Source organism: Nonomuraea sp. NPDC050394, from assembly GCF_044459065.1.
In the GTDB taxonomy this organism is placed as follows: Bacteria; Actinomycetota; Actinomycetes; order Streptosporangiales; family Streptosporangiaceae; genus Nonomuraea.
In genome coordinates this window covers 1,367,144-1,386,964 of the sequence record NZ_JBITIO010000001.1, presented here as the reverse complement: position 1 = coordinate 1,386,964, position 19,821 = coordinate 1,367,144, and the positions used below count along the sequence as shown (strand labels likewise).

The following is a 19,821-nucleotide window of genomic DNA, read 5'->3' as shown; positions in this document are numbered from 1 at the left end:
ATCGGCATGGAAAAGGCCTATCTGACCGGCAACCTGGCTCCCGTTCCCGATGAGATCGACGCCTACAACCTTCCGGTGGAGGGCGCGCTGCCTCCCGAACTCACCGGACGCTACTTCCGCAACGGTCCCAACCCCCGCCCGGGCGAGGACCCCGGGCACTGGTTCGGCGGGCACGGGATGATCCACGGCATCCGCCTGCGCGACGGCCGGGCCGAGTGGTATCGGAACCGGTGGGTGAAGACCAAGGCGTTCACCGACGGGGCCGACCTGGTCGGCGAGAAGGGCGTCGATCTGGCCGCCACCCAGGCCAACACCAGCGTGATCAGGCACGACGGCCGTGTCTTCGCGCTGATCGAGGTCGGCCTGCCGTACGAGATGACGCCCGAGCTCGACACGGTCGGGCCGGTCGACTTCCAGGGGAAGCTGGCGACGGCGATGACCGCGCACCCCAAGCAGGACCCGATCACCGGCGAGCTGCACTTCTTCGGCTACGGGTTCTTCCCGCCCTTCCTGACCTACCACCGGCTCTCGGCGGGGGGTGAGCTGGTGGAGACGAAGGAGATCGAGGTTCCGGGCGCGACGATGATGCACGACTTCGCGATCACCGAGAACTACCTGGTCTGGCTGGACCTACCGGTCACCTTCGACCTGAACCGCGGCATGGGTATGCCCTACGCCTTCGACGAGGGCTACGGCGCGCGGATCGGGCTGACGCCGCGGGCGGGCGGGGTGACGCGGTGGTTCGAGGTGGATCTGTGCTACGCGTTCCACGTCGGCAACGCCTGGGAGGACGCCGAAGGTCGGGTGGTGCTCACCGCCGCCCGCTACAACCCCGAGGTCTTCGCCAACCTGTGGGAGCACATCAGCGGCCGGGCCGACGCCGCCCGCCACGCCGCGGGCACGATCAGCGCCTCCCTGTACGGCTGGACGCTCGACCCGGCCACGGGCAAGGTGTCGGAGGAGCCGCTGGACGACCGCAACGTCGAGTTCCCAACGCTGAACGAACAACGGCTCGGTCTCGGCAGCCGCTACCTCTACACGGTCGGCGACGACCAGATCATCAAGTACGACCACCAGAGCGGCGCCGCCTCCGTCCTGGCGACGGGCGGCGCCACCGGGGAGGCGGTGTTCGTGCCGGCCGAGGGCGCGCGGGCCGAGGACGAGGGCTGGCTGCTGTCGATCGTCACCTCGGGCGAGGTCTCGCGCCTGCTCGTGGCCGACGCGCGCGACCTTTCGGAGGTAGCGTCGGTACGGCTGCCGCGACGGGTCCCCGCCGGCTTCCACGGATCCTGGCTGGAGGACTGAGCCTCATGGAGATCGGCAAGGCGAGCGACCTGGAGGAGATCGGCGAGGTGCTCGGACGGGCGTTCGCCGACGACCCGGTGATGGAGTGGATGATGCCGCGGGCCGCCGACCGGCCCAGGATGTTCGTGGCGCTGGCCCGCTACATGCACGACGTGGTGGAGGTGGCCCGCGACGGGAGCGGCGCGGTGACCGGGGCGGCGCTCTGGGATCCGCCCGGCTTCACGCCCGACCTGGAGACGGGCGGGCCCGCGCTGCTGGAGGTGATGGGCGACCGGGTGGCGTACGGCATGCGACTGGAGGAGGTGTTCGCCGAGCACCGCCCGAAGGAGCCGCACTGGTATCTCGCCCAGATCGGTACCGATCCGGCGGTCCAGGGCACAGGCGTGGGCGGGGCGCTGCTGCGTTCCGGGCTGGCCCTGTGCGCGGGGCTGCCGGTCTACCTGGAGAGCAGCAAGGAGACGAACATCCCGATCTACGAGCGGTTCGGCTTCGCCGTGACCGAGGAGATCAAGCTGCCCGACGGCCCGGCGGTGTGGGGAATGCTGCGCCCGGCCGTCCTCTGAACGGAGGACAACGGGGTCGGTCGGCCGAAGGTGTCGCAGGTCTGGTCAAATCCGGACCCTTGACTCCATGGAGACCGCAGTGCACGTCCGCGGACTCGCCAAGCGCTACGGCGCGTTAGAGGCGGTCCGCGGCATCGATCTGGACATTCACCGGGGCGAGACCTTCGCCCTTCTCGGCCCCAACGGCGCGGGCAAGTCGACCACCATAGAAATCCTCGAAGGGCTCAGGAAGCGCGACGGCGGCGAGGTCAGCGTCCTGGGCGCCGACCCGCACCGGCCCACCCGCGCCTGGCGGGCCCGCGTGGGCATCGTCCCCCAGACGGCCGGTGACGTGGCCGAGGTCTCGGTACGCGAGATCGTCACCCACTTCGCCCGCTTCTACCCGGACCCGGCCGACCCCGACGAGGTCGTCGACCGGGTGGGCCTGGGCGAGAAGGCGAAGACGCGCGTGGCCAAGCTCTCCGGCGGCCAGCGCCGCCGCCTCGACGTGGCACTGGGCCTGATCGGCAACCCGGAACTGCTCTTCCTGGACGAGCCGACCACCGGCTTCGACCCCGAGGCCCGCCGCCGCTTCTGGGAGCTGATCAAGAACCTGGAGGCCACCACGATCCTGCTCACCACGCACTACCTCGACGAGGCCGAGGAACTGGCCGACCGGGTGGCGGTGATCGCCGGCGGGCGGATCGTGGCCGAGGGCACGCCGCGTACCCTCGGCGGGCGCGCGAACGACGAGGCCACGGTCACGTGGGCGGACGGCGAGAAGCGCACGGCCACGCCGACCAGGACGATCGCCGAGCTCATGGGCCGCTACGACGGCGAGATCCCCGAACTGCGCGTCACCCGGCCCACTCTGGAGGACGTCTACCTCCGCCTGCTGGAGGAGTCATGATCGCGCTGTCGAGAGCCGCCTTCGAACTCAAGATCTTCTTCCGCGCCCGCGACCAGGTCGTCTTCACCTTCTCCTTCCCGATCGTGCTGCTGGTGCTGTTCAGCGCGATCTTCGCCGGGACCCTGGACGGAACGCACGTCACGGTCTCGCAGCTCTACGCGGCGGCGCTGATCAGCGCGGGCGTCCTCAGCGTCAGCTTCCAGAACCTCGCCATCAGCATCGCGGTCGAGCGCGAGGAGGGCGGGCTCAAGCGGCTGGCGGGCACGCCGATGCCGAAGAGCTCGTACTTCGCCGGAAAGGTGCTGAGCGTTCTGGTCATCGCGGCCATCGAGGTGGCGCTGCTGCTGGCCGTGGCGGTGTTCCTGTACGACCTGGAGCTGCCCTCCAGCCTGGTCGGCTGGCTGACCTTCTCCTGGGTGCTGGTCCTGGGGCTGGCGGCCGGCAGCCTGCTCGGGATCGCGGCCAGCAGCGTACCCAGCTCGGCCAAGTCCGCGGCGGCGGTGATCACGCTGCCGTTCGTGGTGCTGCAGTTCATCTCCGGGATCTACATCCCCTTCACCGAGCTGCCGCCGTGGCTCATCGACGTCGCCTCGGTCTTCCCGCTGCGGTGGGTGGCCCAGGGCTTGCGTTCGGTGTTCATCGGCGACGACGGGGTGGCGCTGGAGATGGCCAGGTCGTATGAATTGGGCAAGGTCGCCCTGGTGCTGGGCGCGTGGACGGTCGGAGGCCTGGCGCTGTGCCTGATGACGTTCCGGTGGAAGAGCCGCCGCGACGGCTGAGCTCCGCGGGCCCCAACGTCTGGGAGAGCCTGCGCGGCTGGGAGTTGCTGCTCGTCGTCACCACGCTGATCCCGGTGGTGTTCGCGCTGGCCGGCGACTTCTCGGCCAGGGAGAAGGCGATCGTGGCCGGATGCCTGCTGGCCACGATCCCGATCTACGTGTTCGTCGGCCGGCCGGGCATCATCGCGGAGGACCGGCGCAGGAGCGTGCTCTACGTGGCGCTGCTGATCGTGCTGTTCACCCCGGCCGCGCTGACGATCCCCGCGATCTCGTTCTCGCTGTTCGGGCTCTGCTCCATGTGCTACCTGGCGCTGCCCGCCAAGGAGGCGACGATCGCCAGCATCCTGTTGTGGACGGGGCCGGCGATCACCGTGGCCGACCGGGAGGATCCACTGGGATCGGCCTTCAACCTGATCGTGGTCATGACGGTGGTGGTCTTCTTCTCCGGGACCATGGGGCTGTGGATCGAGCGGATCACCAAACAGAGCAAGGAGCGAGCGGCGCTGATCGAGGAACTTGAGGCGAGCAGGGCCGAGGTGGCCAGGCTCTCTGCCGAGCGCGGGGCGCAGGCCGAGCGCGAGCGGCTGGCCGGGGAGATCCACGACACGCTGGCCCAGGGGTTCACCAGCATCATCATGCTCGTGCGGGCGGCGCAGCGGCAGCCGGATCCGGCCCGGCATCTGGCGCTGGCCGTACAGACGGCGCAGGAGAACCTGGCCGAGGCGCGCGCGTTCCTCTCGGCGCTCGCGCCCGCGCCGCTCGACGACGCCTCGCTCGTCGAGGCGCTGGGGCGGATCACCGAGCGGATGGGCGACGAGATCGGGATCGACGCGCGCTTCGAGACGTGCGGCGCGGCGCGGCCGCTGGCCACCCGCACCGACGTGGTGCTCATCCGCGCGCTGCAGGAAGGGCTGGCCAACGTGCGCAAGCACGCCGCCGCGCGGACCGTGCGCGTGGCTCTGGAGTACGGCGAGCGGCAGGTACGCCTGAGCGTGGCCGACGACGGAAGAGGGTTCCGGGAGGAGAGCGTCGGCTTCGGCCTGCGTACCATGCGCGGCAGGGTCGAGCAGGCGGGCGGCACGCTGACGCTCACGAGTGCCCCGGACGCGGGAACGACGCTGACCGTGGAGGTGCCGGCGTGATCAAGCTCCTGATCGTGGACGACCACCCGGTGGTCAGGGAGGGCCTGCGCGGCATGCTCGACGGCGACCCCGGCCTCGACGTGGTCGGGGCCGCCTCCTCCGGCGACGAGGCCGTCGCGCGGGCCCGCGAACTGGCCCCTGACGTGGTGCTCATGGACCTGCGCATGCCCGGCGGCGACGGCGTGAGCGCGACCGGCCGCATCCTGGCGGACTGCCCGGGGATCCGGGTGATCGTGCTGACGACGTACGAGAGTGACCAGGACATCGTGCGCGCCGTCGAGGCCGGCGCGGCGGGCTACCTGCTGAAGGACACCAGCGCCGATGACCTGGTGGCGGCCGTGTACGCGGCGGCCAGAGGCGAGACGGTGCTGTCGCCGTCGGTGGCGACCAAGCTGGTGACGCGGATGCGCGGCCCGGCGCAGCAGGCGCTGACGCCCCGGGAGGCGGAGGTGCTGGCCCTGGTGGCCCGCGGGCTGACCAACGCCGACGTGGGCCGCCGGTTGTTCATCAGCGAGACGACGGTGAAGACGCACCTGCTGCGGATCTTCGGCAAGCTCGGCGTCTCCGACCGTACCGCGGCGGTCACGACGGCCATGGAGCGCGGTCTGTTGTAAGTGTTGATTTACCGGCTTATCGTGGCGGCCATGACGACGCTGACGTTCGACTCCCTGAACCCCGCGACCGGCACGGTCGTGGGCAGCCATCCCAAGCAGGGGCAGGAGGCGGTCCACGCCGCCGTCGGCCGCGCGCAGGAGGCGGCCGCCTGGTGGGCGGGCCTGGGCGCGGCCGAGCGGCGCCGCCGGCTGCTCGACTACAAGGCCGTCATCACGCAGAACCTCAGGCAACTGGCCACGCTCGTCCACGAGGAGACCGGCAAGCCGGTGGGCGACGCCACGCTGGAGATCGTGCTGGCGATCACCCACATCGACTGGGCGGCGCGCAACGCGGCCAAGGTGCTCGGCCGCCGCCGGGTCTCCCCCGGCATGGTCGGCCTGAACCTGGCCGCCACGCTGGAGTACCTGCCACTGGGCGTCGTCGGCGTGATCGGCCCGTGGAACTACCCGGTCTTCACCCCGATGGGCTCGATCGCGTACGCGCTCGCGGCCGGCAACGCGGTCGTCTTCAAGCCCAGCGAGCTCACCCCCGGCGTCGGGGTACGGCTGGCCGAGCTGTTCGCCGAGTCCGTCCCCGAGCACCCGGTCCTGCAGACGGTGACCGGCCTGGGTGAGACCGGCGCGGCCCTGGCGGGCGACCCGAGGGTCAAGAAGATCGCCTTCACCGGCTCGACCGCGACCGCCAAGCGGGTCATGGCGGCCTGCGCGCAGAACCTCACGCCGATCGTGGCCGAGTGCGGCGGCAAGGACGCCTTCATCGTGGACGCCGACGCCGACCTGAAGGCGGCGGCCGACGCGTGCCTGTGGGGCGCGCTGTCCAACGCCGGCCAGACCTGCGTGGGCGTGGAGCGGGTCTACGTGGTGGACGCGGTGTACGAGCCGTTCATGCGGGAGCTGGCCGAGCGGGCGAGAACGGTCAAGGCGGGCCAGGACTACGGCCCGATCACCATGCCAGGGCAGATGGACATCATCCGCCGGCACATCGACGAAGCCACCAAGTCCGGAAAAGTAGTGACTGGTGGGCCGGAGTCGGTCCGGGCGCCGTTCGTGGACCCCGTCATCGTCGAGGACGTGCCCGAGGACTCCCCGGCCGTGCGCGAGGAGACCTTCGGCCCGACCATCACCGTGCGCCGCACCCGTGACGCGCGGGAGGCGCTGGAGCTGGCCAACGCCTCGGCGTACGGGCTGGCCGGAACGATCTTCTCCAGGAACACCCGGCGGGCCATGGAACTGGCCAGGCTGATGCGCAGCGGAATGACCGCGATCAACTCAGTCATCTCCTTCGCGGGCGTTCCCGCGCTACCCTTCGGTGGGGTCGGTGACTCGGGGTTCGGCCGCATCCACGGCGCCGACGGACTGCGCGAGTTCGCCAGGCCCAAAGCCATCTCCCGGCAGCGCTTCGCGATGCCCGGGATGAACCTTACGTCCTTCTCCCGGGGCGCCGACGAGCTTGAGCGGCTGATCAGGCTTGTCACGTTCTTGCATGGACGACGTAAGAGGTGATCTGCGCGCTCTTTCCGAATACAGATCATCCGTCCATAATTATGTGCTCTGGGGGCCACGATCATGTTGGACGGGTGGAATGTGAACCGGTCTTACCGGGGAATGTCGGCTGAGCAAAGGCTGGCAGACAGACGCGAGCGGCTCATGACAGCTGCGTACACGCTCTACGCTAAGCCGGGCTTCTCGGCTACAACGATCGAAAGGCTGTGTTCGGAGGCGCGGATCTCCAACCGGGCGTTCTACGAATGTTTCGGCGGGCGCGAGGAACTCCTTCAGGCGCTCCACGAACGATGCGTCGAGGAAAGCCTCGCCGTCGTCGCCAAAGCGTTGCAGGACGCACCTCAGACGCTCGACGGGAGAATCGGCGCGGGAGTGCGCGCCTATATGGAATTCGCCACGGCCGACTGGCGCCGTGCCCGCATCATGCACCTGGAGGTGCGCAGGTCGGGAGATGTGCTGGCGGCATCCCGGCAGCGCGCCGTGGCCTCCTTCGCCAGGCTCGTGGAGGAGGCCTCCGCCGAATTCCCGCAGGCGGCGAAGATCGATCGGCATCTGCTGTCCCTCGGCGTGATTGGAGCGCTGCAAGAACTTCTCATCGAATGGATCCTCGCCGAGGAGCCGAAGGAACTCGAAGAGCTGGTCCAAGTCGCTGTTCACATCTGTGGACGGGCGCTCGGTGCGTCGTGAGCATTTGATGACAGACCGTGATTCCATGGCGGAGTGCGCCGGGGGATAATCACACCGCTAATCGGCATCTGCGTAGCTTTGGGAACGGCGGCGTGCGGCAACGTCACGGCACAACCATTGCCCGGCATGCTCGGTTTGTCCGCACCCGTCAACCCCCGGCCCAGCGAAACAAGTACGCGAAAGTCGCCCTCCCCCGGCGGCCGGAGTTCGTGGTGCGCGGAGAACGGCTGCCGCCTGCGCCGAGGAGAGCGCCCGCCCCAGTTCGTGGTGATCTCCTTCGACGGGGCGGGGGTGGACGGCCAGGACTGGTTCCCGGTCTTCCGCAGGGCCGCCGAGCGCCACCGGGCCAAGCTGACGTTCTTCCTGTCGGGCGTCTACCTGCTGCCCGCCGACCGGCGCGAGCTGTACCGGCCGCCCGGCCGCCCGCGCGGCAGCTCCGACATCGGCTTCCAGCGCCCCTCCAGGATCGCCGGCCAGGCGGCAGAGCTCACCGCCGCCTGGAACTCCGGCCACGAGATCGGCACACACTTCAACGGCCACTTCTGCGGCCCGACCGGCGTCTCGTCGTGGTCGGCCGCCGACTGGCGCAGCGAGATCGAGCAGTTCTACGGCTTCGTCGAGAACTGGCGGCGCAACTCCGGCCGCACCGACCTGCCCGACCTGCCCTTCCGCATCCGGGAGGTGGTGTCCGGCGGCCGCACGCCCTGCCTGCAGGGCGATCGCGAGGCGATGTTCACCGCCTTCAAGAAGTACGGCTGGCGCTACGACGCCTCAGGCACCGGCGAGGTCCGCTGGCCGCGCAGGCGCTCGGGGCTGTGGCAGTTCCCGCTGCCCAGCATCCCGCTGCCCGGCAGCGGCACGCGCGTGCTCGGCATGGACTACAACTTCTTCACCGTGCACAGCGGCGCCCGTACCGGCGAACGGCACAACTGGCGGCGCTGGCAGCGCCAGACCACCGAGGCCTATGTCGGCGCGGTGCGGCGTTCCCTGCGCGGCGACCGCGCCCCGGTCTTCCTCGGCAACCACTTCGAGACGTGGAACGGCGGCATCTACATGCGGGCGCTGATCACGCTCATGAAGGAGGTCTGCACGCGCGACGCCGTCAGATGCGTCTCCTTCGAGCAACTGGCCTCCTGGCTGGACGCCCAGACCCCCGCGACGCTGGCCCGGCTCAGGACGGAGGCGTAGAGGGCGAGGTGTGTAGCGGCGGTCATGCCACGGCGGCGGCGGGCACTTCCACGTGCAGGACCCTGTTCAGCCGGGTCACCGCGAGCACCCGCATGATCCGGGGCGGCACCCGGCGCAGGACCAGGCGGCGTTCCGCGGCGAGCGCGCGCCGATGTGTGCCCACGAGCACTCCGAGGCCGGTGGCGTCGATCATCTCCAGCTTGGAGAGATCCAGGACGAGATCGCCCGTGCCCGAGTCAACCGCGTCGTGCAGCCGCGTGCGCAGCCCCGCCGAGGTCCCGGCGTCCAGCCGGGAGCCGATCCGCACCACCTGGGCCCCAGGCTTACCCCGGACGCGCATGCCACCTCCCCAACTCACGCTCCGCGATGATCGTCACGCAACGTCGCTTTACCCTGCCACAAGAGCACTAGTAACAAAGAACTACCCGCTTAGCGAGGCACTACCGCTTTCAGCGTGAATTCCCCATCACCATTCGGCAACGCCGTCAGCTTCCCGCCCACGGCGGCCAGCCGCTCGTTCAGGCCGCTCAGCCCGCTGCCGAGGTCGAGGGCGCGCCTGCGGGCCACGCCGTCGTTGCGGACCTCCAGCGTCGCGTCGTCGCCGGTGAAGCGCAGGGTGATGTCGCAGAAACCGGCCGTGGAGTGCTTGAGCACGTTGGTCACCGCCTCGCGCACCACGTACGCGAAGACCCGGGCCGCCTCGGCGGGCACCTCCCGGTAGGGCAGGTTCAGCTCGCACCGCACGCCCGCCGCCTCCAGCACGCTCTTGACGCTCAGCAGCTCCGCGGGCAGATCCAGCTCCCGGTAGCCGCGCACCGCCTCGCGCAGCTCGCGCAGCGCCTTCCTGGTCAGGTCGCGGACCTCGGTCATCTCCGCCTTGGCCGCTTCCACGTCGGCGTCGGCCAGCCGTACGGCCAGCTCCGACTTGACCGCGAGCGCGGAGAGCTGATGCCCCACGAGGTCGTGCAGGTCGCGGGCGAAGCGCAGCCGCTCCTCGGCGACCGCGAGCTGCGACTGGGCCTCCTTGGCCTCGTGCGCCTTGGCGGCCAGCAGCCAGATCCACACCCATATCCGGTTGGACAGCGGGGTCATCAGGCAGATGAGCAGGTAGGTGAAGGCGGCCGCCACGATCCCGACCCCCACCGGGGTGTCCTGCGGCACGAAGACCGCCCGTCCGGCCACCGTCCAGAAGGAGGCCAGCGCGGTGACGACCAGCCAGCAGCCGAACATCAGCAGGAACATGGTCCGCCGCCGGACCCCCACCACCGCCACCGACAGCCACGCCATCGGGACGAAACCCCAGCCGACCACGTCGGCGCCGCTCAGCGCGCAGGCGGCGAAGGCCAGGACGCCGGCGACCACGACGTCCCTGACGGGATAGCGGCGCTCGAAGACGGCGTCGCTGATGCGCAGGTAGAGCCAGCTGAAGACGACCGTCATGAGCAGCGCGAGCCCGATCTGCCACGGCTCCGTCCGCCCGGTCCCCAGCGTGGCGGCGGAGTTGAGCAGGACGACCAGCCACATGGCGCCGAGTGTCGAGTTCAGCACCAGGCGGGTCGTGCGGCGGGCCCGCGTCAGCTCATCCATCTACTTCGCGCGCAGCACGTCGCCGAGCTTGACCTTGGCCCCGGTACGCAGCACCGCCCGCTCGTAGACCTTGGCGCCGACGGAGAGCATGCCGAGCACCGCTCCCACCATCAGCACGGCCGCCAGGGAGACCTCCCACAGGGGCACCTCGGCGGCGGCCAGGCGTACCGGCATGACGATCGAGGAGAAGGGCGGGATGATCGAGACGATCTGCGCCAGCGTGCCGGTCGGCTGGTTGGCGGCGAAGAAGCCCACGAGGTAGGTGACCATGATGAGCATGGTCATCGGGGTCAGCGTGTTGCCGACCTCCTCCTGCCGGGACACCAGGGAGGCCAGGGAGGCGGCCAGCGTGGCGTAGAAGGCGTACCCCAGGATGAACCACACCAGCACCCAGGTCACGATCATCGGCATCCCGGGCGGGAAGTCCATGGCCAGGCCGGAGGCGAACGCGGCCACGAGACCCGCCGCCAGCGTCACGGCCAGGTTGATGACGCCGATCACGCCCAGTCCGACGATCTTGCCGCCGAGCAGTTGCCATGGCCGCAACGAGGCGAACAGGATCTCCACGATCCTGCTGCCCTTCTCCTCGACCACACCCATGGCCACCATCATGGCCTGCCCGATGACCAGCATGAACAACAGGACGACCAGCACGGTCGCGATGCCCGCGCGGGCGGCCTGGTAGCGGGTGTCGGCGCCCACCGACTCCATGGCCAGCGGCGGGATGTTCACCCCGGCCGCGCCGAGCCGCGCCTCGCGGTTGACGCTCTGGAGCAGGATGCCGAGCTCGGTCTCGATCTCACCGTCGGTCAGCACCTTCGTGCCGTCCACGATCACCGCCTCGACGTCGCCGTCGAGCAGCGCCTTCTTGGCCGCCGCCGCGTCGGCGTACTTGCGCCACTCGAACTCGATGTCGGGTGCCGCCGCCTTGAGCGGTAGCTGCTGGGAGTTGACCGTGCCCAGCGTGTAGGAGTCGGGGCCGCCCATGAGCTTGGGGGCGAAGGCGAGGCCGGCCATGATGACCACGGTGACGATCAGGCCGATGACGAAGGCCTTGGTGCGCAGCTGTGTCGAGATCTCCCGACGCGCCACCAGGAGCAGGGAGTTCATGCCACGGCCTCCTTGAAGATCTCGGTGAGGGTGGGGTGCTCGACCCCGAAGTGCTCGACGTGCCCGGCCTTGATGGCGCGGTGCAGGATCTCCTGATCCTCGCCGGCCTCGATGAGCAGCACGTGCCGGTCACCGGTGACGGTGAGCCGCCCCGGCAGGCCGTCGGCCCAGCCGGGCTGGGCGTCGCGCACGACGACGCGCAGCGTGCTGCTCTCGGCCGCGCGCAGCTCCTCGACGGTGCCGCTGGCCACCATGCGCCCGGCGGAGACGATGCCGACCGCGTCGCACAGCCGCTCCACGAGCTCAAGCTGGTGGCTGGAGAAGATCACCGGCACGCCGCCCCTGCACCGCTCCTGCAGCACTCCGGCCAGCGCGTCGACCGCGATCGGGTCGAGGCCGGAGAACGGCTCGTCGAGCACGAGCACCTCGGGGTCGTGCACCAGGGCCACGGCCAGCTGCACACGCTGCTGGTTGCCCAGGGAGAGCGCCTCGACGGCGTCCGCGCGCCGCTCGGTGAGCGAGAGCCGCTCCAGCAGCTCGTCGGTGGCCCGGCGGGCCTTGGGCTGGCTCAGCCCGTGCAGGCGGCCGAAGTACTCGACCTGCTCGCCGACCCGCATCTTCTGGTAGAGCCCGCGCTCCTCGGGCATGTACCCGAAGTTCCGCCGGTCGGCGGCGCCGAGCGGGCGGCCCTGCCAGACGACCTCGCCGGCGTCGGGCCTGAGCACCCCCATGACGATCCGCATGGTGGTGGTCTTTCCGGCGCCGTTGGCGCCGACGAACCCGAACATCTCGCCGGGCCGTACGGCGAAGGCCACCCCGTCCAGGGCGACCTTGTCCGCGTACCGCTTGCGCAGCTCCCTTATCTCCAGCATGCGTCTATGGTGCTGGCTGCGCGGTTCATCCAGGTAGTCGTGGAAATCACTGGCTGGAAATGCAGGGTGCGTGCGCTTCGGATGACATTTGTCATCCGGCCGCGCCGCCATGTGGACGCCCTTTGTCGGGAGCCCCCCGGCTGTGGCAGTCTCCGCACTTGGCGACAAGGCGGTGGTCATGGACGCGGTACGCCCTCGGCCACCTCGACGCGCCAGTACGACACCGACCAACCCCTGCCGAGGCCAGCCACATGACCGCCAGTTTCCACCCAGACGGCTTCCCGCTCCGATTCACCCACCCCGGCCTGCCCGGCCACCCGTTCCTCCTGCAGGAGGACACCGACCGCTGGCACACGCCCGCCCACCGCTGGGGCAGCGGCTTCGCGATCACCTCACGGGGCTCGGGCCGCTGGAACGCCGCCTCCGGCACCCACGAGCCCGTCCCCGGCCTCACGCTGACGATCGACAGAACCACCGGTGACGACGCCCTCACCGAGACCTACACCTGGCTCAACACCCGCGATTCCCCGCTCACGCTCGGCTCGCTGGCCATCTCCCTGCCGATCAGGGACGTCTACGACGACGCCGAGGACGCGCTCACCCGCGCCTGCCACGCCCACGTCTGGACCGGCGGCGCCTGGTCCTGGGCGCTGGCCCAGCCGATGAGCGGCGAGGGCCCGGTCCTGGGCATGATCGTGCGCGAGGGCGCGCTGTGGGCCTACTCGGTCGAGTCCAGGAACATCGGCTCCGGCTCCAACGTCCGCGGCCACATCCTGCTCCACGTCACCGACCACGCCAGGAATCCCCAGGCGTTCGGCGGGCAGCCCGAGATCGTGCTGGAGCCCGGCCGGCCGTACGTGCTGCGGCTGGAGACGGGCTTCCACGACACCGTCGAGGCGTTCCTGGCCGCGACCCGCCCGCCGGTGGCCATCGAACAGCTCGTCGCCGAGACGGGGCAGACGCTCCGCGTGGGCGATCGGGAGATCACCTCGCACGAGCACGGGGCGCTGCACGTCGAGCTGCCGGGCGGCAGCCGTACCGCGGTGTTGTTCCACACGCCGCGGCGCGAGCTGGTCGAGCGGCGGGTCGCCCGTGTCCTGGCCGACCACCGGCCCCTGCACCTCGACGTGCCGGAACGCCACGCCTTCGTCCCCTACGACAACGCCACCGGCCTCACCCAGCCCACCAACGGCTGGGGCGACTGGACCGACGGCGCCGAGCGGCTGGCCATGCCCACGCTCCTGCAGCAGGCGAGGCTGCGCGGCTGGGGCGACGCGACGGCGATCGACGAGGCGCTGCACGGCTGGTCGGCCTTCGCCCGCAAATGGCTGGTGGAGGAAGACGGCACCGTCCGCCGCGGCAGCCACTTCCCCGAGCGCGAGCCGCGCCTGTACAACTTCCCCTGGCTGGCCCACTTCTTCGCCGACCAGTTCAAGCTGTACGGCGAGGCCGCCGACCTCGACCTGGCCGCCCGCGTCATCGAACGCGCCTATACCCTGGGCGCCATCGACCACCTGCTGCTCGGCTTCCCCGAGGTGATCCTCCAGGTGGCCGGTCAGCTCGACGAGAACGACCAGACCGCGCGGGCCGCCGGGCTGCGCGACTCCCTGGCCAAGCACGCCGCCCACTTCGCCCGGCTCGGCCACGCCCTGCCCAGCCACGAGGTCAACTACGAGCAGTCGATGGTGGCGCCGCTGGTGTCCCTGCTGGCCGCCGACGGCGGCCACCCCGAGGCGCTGGAGCGGGCGCTGCGCTGGCTGCGCGCGTTCGGCGGCCCCCAGCCCCACGTACGGCTGCGCGACATCGGCATCCGGCACTGGGACGGCTTCTGGTTCGGCCGCGACCGGCTCTACGGTGACGTCTTCCCGCACTACTGGAGCGTGCTGACCGCGGTGGCCCTGTCACAGGTGGGCGAGAGGGAGAGTGCCCAGGCCATCTTCCGCGCCAACCTCGTCAACTACACCGCCGACGCCTCGGCCACCTGCGCGTTCGTGATGCCGAGCTGTGTGGAGGGGCTGCCCGCGCACCGGCCGGACTCGCTCGCCAACGACCAGGACTGGGCGCTCACGCTGTGGCTCCGCAGTACCGGTGAAGAGTGAGATCCTGGGTCCATGACCCGAGCAGACAAGGACAAACCCGTCGTTCTCTCCAAGATCTACACCCGCACCGGGGACGACGGGACGACCGCGCTCGCCGACATGAGCCGCGCCCCCAAGACCGACCCCCGCCTGGCCGCCTACGCCGACGCGGAGGAGGCCAACGCGGCGATCGGCCTGGCGCTGTCGTTCGGCACGCTGGCGCCGGAGATCGCGCACGTGCTGGGCCGTGTCCAGAACGAGCTCTTCGACCTGGGCGCCGACCTGGCGACACCGGTGGTGGCCGAACCGGAGTTCCCGCCGCTGCGGGTCGAGGCCTCCTACGTCGAGTGGCTGGAGGCGCAGTGCGACGCCTTCAACGCCCAGCTCAAGCCGCTGCGCAGCTTCATCCTGCCCGGCGGCGACCCGGCCACCGCCCAGCTCCACGTGGCCCGCGTGACGGTCCGCAGGGCCGAACGCACGGCCTGGGCGGCCCTGGAGACGCACGACGACATCAACCCGCTGACCGCCACGTACCTGAACCGGCTGTCGGACCTGTTGTTCATCCTGTGCCGGGTCGCGCACGACGGCTCAGAGATCCTCTGGAAGCCGGGCGGCACCCGCTAGGCGACGTCGAGGTAGGCGCTGGGCGGAGCCGACTCCAGCCACGCCAGGAAGCCCGTCAGGGCGTCCGCGCTCATCGCCAGCGACACCGGGCCGCAGTCGATGGCGTACAGGTCGTCGTCGAGCGGGCGGCGGTCGGAAACGACGAGGCCGCGCCTCGCGATCGCGTGGCGCGGCCTCAGTCGCACTCCGATGAGCGGGATCCAGTGGAGCTCCCCGTCGGCGTAGCGGGCCACCCCGCCGCGCCAGGAGCCGGACCCCTGTCGCAGCCGACAGGGCACACTCCCGCGCGTGCGCGCGAGCACCAGCCCGCGCAACACGATCAGGGCGGCGAACAGAAGCACACCGATCAATACCGTCAGCGCTGCCGCCATCGCCGCCCCCAAACGATCAGACGTCCTCGCCGGCCGCCTTCAGTCGAGCCCGCGCACGCTTGGCCTCGACTGCCGCGTCGGCATCCTCCTGGTTGCTCTCGATCGAGGCCTGAGCCCGCTCAAGAGCGTCGCGCGCAGCCGCGACGTCGACCTCGGAACCGAGCTCGGCCACCTCGGCGAGCACGGAGACCTCGTCGTCGGCCACGGAGATGAAACCCCCGTGGACCGCGGCGACCAGATCGCCCTCGCCCTCCCGCTTCACGCGCAGCACGCCGCCCTCGACGAGGACGCCGAGAACGGGTGCGTGTTGCGGCATAATACCGATCTCGCCGTCCACGGTCTTGGCAATCACCATGTCGGCCTCGCCCGACCAGATCTCACGCTCTGGCGAGACAACCCCTACGCGTAGCTTGGCCACGTTAGGTTCCCTTCCGGTCTCAAGATGCCGGTATCAGCGCTTGCTGACACCGGCATCGTCGGGCGATCAGCGCTCGAGTTCCTTGGCCTTCGCCACGGCCTGCTCGATGCCGCCGACCATGAAGAACGCCTGCTCGGGCAGGTGGTCGTACTCGCCGGCGCACAGCCCCTTGAAGGAGGCGATGGTCTCGTCCAGCGGCACGTTCTCACCCGGCTGACCGGTGAACGCCTCGGCGGCGTACATCGGGTGCGACAGGAAACGCTCGATGCGGCGGGCCCGGTTGACCGTGACCTTGTCCTCTTCGGACAGCTCGTCGATACCGAGGATCGCGATGATGTCCTGCAGCTCCTTGTACTTCTGCAGGATGCGCTTCGTCTCCTGTGCCACCGCGTAGTGCTCGGCGCCCACGATCTGCGGGTCGAGGATGCGGGAGCTGGAGTCGAGCGGGTCCACCGCGGGGTAGATGCCCTTCTCCGAGATCGGCCGCGACAGAACGGTCTGCGCGTCGAGGTGCGCGAACGCGTTGTGCGGAGCCGGGTCGGTGATGTCGTCCGCGGGCACGTAGATCGCCTGCATGGAGGTGATCGAGTGACCACGCGTCGAGGTGATGCGCTCCTGGAGCACACCCATCTCGTCGGCCAGCGTGGGCTGGTAACCCACGGCGGACGGCATACGGCCGAGCAGGGTGGAAACCTCGGAACCGGCCTGCGTGAAGCGGAAGATGTTGTCGATGAACAGGAGCACGTCCTGCTTCTGCACATCGCGGAAGTACTCCGCCATCGTCAGCGCCGACAGCGCCACGCGCAGACGGGTGCCCGGGGGCTCGTCCATCTGGCCGAAGACGAGCGCGGTGTCCTTGAGGACGTCCGCCTCCTCCATCTCCAGCCAGAGGTCGTTGCCCTCACGGGTACGCTCGCCGACGCCCGCGAAGCACGACGTACCACCGAAGTTACGCGCGACTCGGCGGATCATCTCCTGGATCAGAACGGTCTTGCCGACACCGGCGCCACCGAACAGACCGATCTTGCCGCCCTGCACGTACGGGGTCAGCAGGTCGATGACCTTGATGCCGGTGACCAGCATCTCGGTACGGGACTCCAGCTGGTCGAACGCCGGGCTGGGGCGGTGGATGCCCCACTTCTCGGTGATCTTCAGGGAGGAGGTCGGCACGTCGAGGGACTCGCCGAGCGCGTTCCACACGTGACCCTTGACGACGTCGCCGACGGGCACGGAGATCGGCTCGCCGGAGTCGGTGACGGCCGAGCCGCGCACCAGGCCGTCGGTGGGCTGCATGGAGATCGCGCGGACCAGGTTGTCACCCAGGTGCTGGGCGACCTCCAGGGTCAGCGTCTTGGTCTCGCCGCCGAGGGTGACCTCGACGTTCAGCGCGTTGTAGATGTCGGGCATCGCCTCGACGGGGAACTCCACGTCGACGACGGGACCGTTGACACGAGCCACCCGGCCGATTCCATTGGCCGTGGCCTCTACAGACTCCACAGTCTCTGCAGTCATTTCACTCTTTCCCCGCTGCGGCGTCGGCCAGCGCGTTGGCGCCACCGACGATCTCGCTGATTTCCTGGGTGATCTCGGCCTGGCGAGCCTGGTTCATTCGCTGGGTCAGAATCCGCATCAGCTCGTTGGCGTTGTCCGTCGCGGACTTCATCGCGCGCCGGCGCGCGGCCTCCTCGGAGGCCGCCGACTGCAGCAGCGCGGTGAAGATACGGGACTCGACGTAGCGCGGCAGCAACGATTCCAGCACGTCGCCCGCGGTGGGCTCGAACTCGAAGTACGGCGGGATGGTGTCCGTCGCCGTGGCCTCGGTCTCTTCGATCTCAAGCGGCAGGATGCGCTTGACCACCACGTTCTGGGTGAGCATCGAGACGAACTCGGTCGAGACGATGTGGATCTCGTCGATCCCGTTGTCGTCCTTGAACGAGTCGATCAGCTCGCCCGCGATGGTCTTGGCGTCGGCGTAGGAGGGCTTCCTGGAGAAGCCGACCCACTGACCGCCCATCGAACGCGCGCGGAAGGAGTGCCAGGTGACACCCTTGCGGCCGGTCACGAACGGGATGACCTCAAGCCCGCGGCCCGCCAGCAGCCCGCGCAGGGCCTCGGCCTCGCGCAGGACGTTGGCGTTGAAGCCACCGCAGAACCCGCTGTCGCTGGTGACGATGAGGACGCCCGCCTTGGCGGGGTTCTCCTTCGCCACCGTCAGGGGATGGTCGACGCTCGCGGCGTTGCTGACGACGCCCGTGACGGCGCGAGTGATCTCACGCTCGTACGGCAGCGCCGCCTGCATCCGCTGCTGCGCCCGCACGATCCGTGAGGAGGCGATGAGCTCCTGCGCGCGCGTGATCTTGGCGGTCGAGGTGACCGACTTGATCCGCCGCCGCAGCAGCCTTAGCTGGGCACCCATGGCCTACTTCTTCTCCGCCGGCCGGACGACCTTCTTGATCTTCTCCTGGCCGACCTCGTCCGCGTCCAGCGGCGCGACCGGCTCGTCCTTGATCAGAAGCTCACCCGAGGAGGTGGTGAAGCCCTTCTTGAACTCCGTCACGCTGTCCTTGAGCGCGGTGACGGTGTCGTCCGACAGCTCGCGGGTCTCCCGGATGCTGTCGAAGATGCCCTTGTGCGCGCTCTGGATGTAGTCGAGGAACTCCGTCTCGAAGCGGCGGATGTCCTCGACCGGGACCTCGTCGAGCTCACCGGTGGTGCCGGCCCACACCGACACGACCTCGCGCTCCAGCGAGAACGGGCTGTACTGGGGCTGCTTGAGCAGCTCGACCAGGCGCAGACCACGCTCAAGCTGAGCCTTGGAGGCGGCGTCGAGGTCGGAGGCGAACGCGGCGAACGCCTCCAGGTCGCGGTACTGCGACAGGGCCAGACGGAGCGTACCGGCGACCTTGCGCATCGCCTTGGCCTGCGCGGAACCACCGACTCGGGAGACGGAGATACCGACGTTGATGGCCGGGCGGACACCGGCGTTGAACAGGTCGGTCTCGAGGAAGACCTGGCCGTCGGTGATGGAGATGACGTTGGTCGGGATGAACGCCGAGACGTCGTTGCCCTTGGTCTCGATGATCGGCAGACCGGTCATCGAGCCGCCGCCCATGTCGTCGGAGAGCTTGGCGCAGCGCTCCAACAGGCGGGAGTGGAGGTAGAAGACGTCGCCGGGGAAGGCCTCACGGCCCGGCGGGCGGCGCAGCAGGAGGGAGACCGCGCGGTAGGCGTCGGCCTGCTTGGTCAGGTCGTCGAAGACGATCAGGACGTGCTTGCCCTGGTACATCCAGTGCTGGCCGATGGCAGAACCGGTGTACGGGGCGAGGTACTTGTAGCCGGCGGCGTCGGACGCGGGAGCGGCCACGATGGTCGTGTACTCCAGCGCGCCCGCCTCCTCCAGGCGAGCCCTGACCTGCGCGATCGTCGAGCCCTTCTGGCCGACCGCGACGTAGACGCAGCGCACCTGCTTCTTCGGGTCGCCCGAGAGCCAGTTGTCGCGCTGGTTGAGGATGGTGTCCACGGCGATCGCGGTCTTGCCCGTGCCACGGTCGCCGATGATCAGCTGACGCTGGCCACGGCCGATCGCGGTCATGGCGTCGATCGCCTTGATGCCGGTGGCGAGGGACTCCTTCACCGGCTGGCGCTGGACGACACTGGGCGCCTGGAGCTCAAGGGCGCGCAGGCCCTCGGACTCGATGTGGCCCTTGCCGTCGAGCGGGTTGCCCAGGGGGTCGACCACGCGGCCAAGGAAGTTGTCGCCGACGGGCACGGACAGGACCTCGCCCGTCCGGCGGACCGTCTGGCCTTCTTCGATCTTGCTGAAGTCGCCCAGGATAACGACACCGATCTCGCGGGTGTCGAGGTTCAGTGCCAGACCGCGCGTGCCGTCCTCGAACTCGAGCAGTTCGTTCGCCATCGCCGAGGGAAGGCCGGAGACGTGGGCGATGCCGTCGCCACAGTCGACGACGGTCCCGATCTCCTCGCGCGCGGCGCCTTCCGGTTCGTACGCCTGGACGAAGCGCTCAAGCGCGTCCCGGATCTCGTCCGGCCGGATCGTAAGCTCCGCCATCTCTACTCTGTCTCCCTATTCG

The 19,821-nt window shown here is 69.7% G+C and carries 20 protein-coding genes; 11 read left to right on the top strand and 9 right to left on the bottom strand.

The genetic code is table 11. The features are described 5' to 3' along the window. Positions 1-6: 6 nt before the first annotated feature. The 9 genes from ACIBKY_RS06775 (at position 7) to ACIBKY_RS06735 (ending at position 8,670) form a co-directional block, all read left to right on the top strand. Entirely contained in the window at positions 7-1,305 is a 1,299-nt protein-coding gene (locus ACIBKY_RS06775; RefSeq protein WP_397094977.1) for a carotenoid oxygenase family protein, read from the top strand. A 5-nt stretch (positions 1,306-1,310) separates the two neighbouring features. Continuing rightward, positions 1,311-1,868: a GNAT family N-acetyltransferase gene (locus tag ACIBKY_RS06770; protein ID WP_397094976.1), complete on the top strand. Its 558-nt coding sequence runs from the start codon at positions 1,311-1,313 to the stop codon at positions 1,866-1,868. A 67-nt stretch (positions 1,869-1,935) separates the two neighbouring features. Continuing rightward, positions 1,936-2,757, top strand: a complete 822-nt coding sequence (locus ACIBKY_RS06765; protein WP_397094975.1) for an ABC transporter ATP-binding protein — start codon at positions 1,936-1,938, stop codon at positions 2,755-2,757. Further along, positions 2,754-3,536 (top strand): ABC transporter permease, encoded by a 783-nt coding sequence (locus ACIBKY_RS06760; protein WP_397094973.1) that lies wholly within the window; start codon positions 2,754-2,756, stop codon positions 3,534-3,536. The genes ACIBKY_RS06765 and ACIBKY_RS06760 overlap by 4 nt, the downstream gene beginning before the upstream one ends. Next, positions 3,494-4,678 carry a sensor histidine kinase gene (locus ACIBKY_RS06755; RefSeq protein ID WP_397094972.1) on the top strand — a complete coding sequence of 395 codons (1,185 nt, stop codon included), beginning with the start codon at positions 3,494-3,496 and terminating at the stop codon, positions 4,676-4,678. The genes ACIBKY_RS06760 and ACIBKY_RS06755 overlap by 43 nt, the downstream gene beginning before the upstream one ends. Further along, entirely contained in the window at positions 4,675-5,292 is a 618-nt protein-coding gene (locus ACIBKY_RS06750; protein ID WP_397094971.1) for a response regulator, read from the top strand. The genes ACIBKY_RS06755 and ACIBKY_RS06750 overlap by 4 nt, the downstream gene beginning before the upstream one ends. A gap of 30 nt (positions 5,293-5,322) precedes the next feature. After that, entirely contained in the window at positions 5,323-6,795 is a 1,473-nt protein-coding gene (locus ACIBKY_RS06745; protein ID WP_397094969.1) for an aldehyde dehydrogenase family protein, read from the top strand. Between the two features lie 144 nt (positions 6,796-6,939). Continuing rightward, on the top strand, positions 6,940-7,482 hold the full coding sequence (locus ACIBKY_RS06740) for a TetR/AcrR family transcriptional regulator (protein ID WP_397094968.1): 543 nt from the start codon (positions 6,940-6,942) through the stop codon (positions 7,480-7,482). A 126-nt stretch (positions 7,483-7,608) separates the two neighbouring features. Then, a complete protein-coding gene (locus tag ACIBKY_RS06735) occupies positions 7,609-8,670 on the top strand; it encodes a hypothetical protein (protein WP_397094967.1) in 1,062 nt (353 codons plus the stop codon). Positions 8,671-8,692: 22 nt separating this feature from the next. On the opposite strand, the gene ACIBKY_RS06730 is transcribed toward ACIBKY_RS06735, so the two are convergent. The 4 genes from ACIBKY_RS06730 to ACIBKY_RS06715 all read right to left on the bottom strand — a co-directional run bounded on the left by ACIBKY_RS06730 (position 8,693) and on the right by ACIBKY_RS06715 (position 12,239). Beyond that, a complete protein-coding gene (locus tag ACIBKY_RS06730) occupies positions 8,693-9,010 on the bottom strand; it encodes an STAS domain-containing protein (RefSeq protein ID WP_397094965.1) in 318 nt (105 codons plus the stop codon). A gap of 89 nt (positions 9,011-9,099) precedes the next feature. Further along, complete coding sequence (locus ACIBKY_RS06725; protein ID WP_397094964.1) at positions 9,100-10,257, bottom strand: sensor histidine kinase; 1,158 nt, start codon at positions 10,255-10,257, stop codon at positions 9,100-9,102. Beyond that, positions 10,258-11,367, bottom strand: a complete 1,110-nt coding sequence (locus tag ACIBKY_RS06720; RefSeq protein WP_397094963.1) for an ABC transporter permease — start codon at positions 11,365-11,367, stop codon at positions 10,258-10,260. Continuing rightward, positions 11,364-12,239, bottom strand: a complete 876-nt coding sequence (locus ACIBKY_RS06715) for an ABC transporter ATP-binding protein (protein ID WP_397094962.1) — start codon at positions 12,237-12,239, stop codon at positions 11,364-11,366. The genes ACIBKY_RS06720 and ACIBKY_RS06715 overlap by 4 nt, the downstream gene beginning before the upstream one ends. A gap of 251 nt (positions 12,240-12,490) precedes the next feature. On the opposite strand from ACIBKY_RS06715, the gene ACIBKY_RS06710 reads away from it, so the two are divergent. Beyond that, positions 12,491-14,338: a hypothetical protein gene (locus ACIBKY_RS06710; RefSeq protein WP_397094961.1), complete on the top strand. Its 1,848-nt coding sequence runs from the start codon at positions 12,491-12,493 to the stop codon at positions 14,336-14,338. 12 nt (positions 14,339-14,350) lie between these two features. Next, positions 14,351-14,941, top strand: a complete 591-nt coding sequence (locus tag ACIBKY_RS06705; protein ID WP_397094960.1) for a cob(I)yrinic acid a,c-diamide adenosyltransferase — start codon at positions 14,351-14,353, stop codon at positions 14,939-14,941. On the opposite strand, the gene ACIBKY_RS06700 is transcribed toward ACIBKY_RS06705, so the two are convergent. The 5 genes from ACIBKY_RS06700 to atpA form a co-directional block, all read right to left on the bottom strand. After that, positions 14,938-15,312 (bottom strand): DUF2550 domain-containing protein, encoded by a 375-nt coding sequence (locus ACIBKY_RS06700; RefSeq protein ID WP_397094959.1) that lies wholly within the window; start codon positions 15,310-15,312, stop codon positions 14,938-14,940. The two genes, ACIBKY_RS06705 and ACIBKY_RS06700, sit on opposite strands and share 4 nt — an antisense overlap. A 16-nt stretch (positions 15,313-15,328) precedes the next feature. After that, the gene (locus tag ACIBKY_RS06695) at positions 15,329-15,730 is read right to left on the bottom strand and encodes a F0F1 ATP synthase subunit epsilon (protein ID WP_184965942.1); all 402 of its coding nucleotides are present in this window, start codon (positions 15,728-15,730) and stop codon (positions 15,329-15,331) included. Positions 15,731-15,796: 66 nt separating this feature from the next. After that, positions 15,797-17,242, bottom strand: coding sequence for a F0F1 ATP synthase subunit beta (gene atpD / locus ACIBKY_RS06690; RefSeq protein WP_397094958.1), 1,446 nt, complete (start codon positions 17,240-17,242; stop codon positions 15,797-15,799). Between the two features lies 1 nt (position 17,243). Next, positions 17,244-18,146, bottom strand: coding sequence for a F0F1 ATP synthase subunit gamma (locus ACIBKY_RS06685; protein ID WP_397094957.1), 903 nt, complete (start codon positions 18,144-18,146; stop codon positions 17,244-17,246). Between the two features lie 3 nt (positions 18,147-18,149). After that, positions 18,150-19,799, bottom strand: coding sequence for a F0F1 ATP synthase subunit alpha (atpA, locus tag ACIBKY_RS06680; RefSeq protein WP_397094956.1), 1,650 nt, complete (start codon positions 19,797-19,799; stop codon positions 18,150-18,152). Between the last annotated feature and the right edge of the window lie 22 nt (positions 19,800-19,821).